Source organism: Anaerococcus lactolyticus ATCC 51172 (genome assembly GCF_000156575.1).
GTDB lineage: Bacteria > Bacillota > Clostridia > Tissierellales > Peptoniphilaceae > Anaerococcus > Anaerococcus lactolyticus.
The window spans coordinates 1-508 of the sequence record NZ_GG666086.1 but is presented as its reverse complement, the minus strand read 5'-3'; the positions used below and the strand labels follow the sequence as shown (position 1 = coordinate 508).

The 508-nt window shown below is 26.0% G+C and carries 1 protein-coding gene; it reads left to right on the top strand.

What is annotated here, in order from left to right; translation table 11 throughout:
* On the top strand, positions 1 to 508 hold a 508-nt coding region (locus HMPREF0072_RS10375; protein ID WP_004830395.1), incomplete at both ends, for an Abi family protein.

Here is a 508-nt window from a genome sequence, read left to right as displayed (position 1 = left end):
TCCACCAAGAACCGATTACTATAGAAAATCAAGTAAAAAACTTAATAGACTTAGGGCTTTTAGTAAAAGATAAAACTTATGCTAAGAAAATTCTTGGAAGAATATCCTATTACAGGCTAATTAAAGCTTATAGTATCACATTAAAAAAAGATGGAAGATATATATCAGGAATAAGTTTTGAAGATATTGTAAGTTTATATAAATTTGATAGAGAACTTAGACAACTCATATTTGAAATAATAGAACATATTGAAGTTTCTTTAAGAGCAGTTATCACAAACTATTTTTCTTTAAAATATGGGAATTTTGGTTACAAAGATTTGTCAAATGTGGGAAAATATAAAAACAGATATAAAGAAGCATTAAATGATTTAGAAAGAGAAACAAAAAGAAATAGACGCTCACCATTTATAAAAAACTTTAAAGACAATTATGAAGGTGGAGAAATTCCGCTATATGCAGTGATAGAAGTAGCAAGTTTTGGAACTTTATCTAAAATGTATAAAAA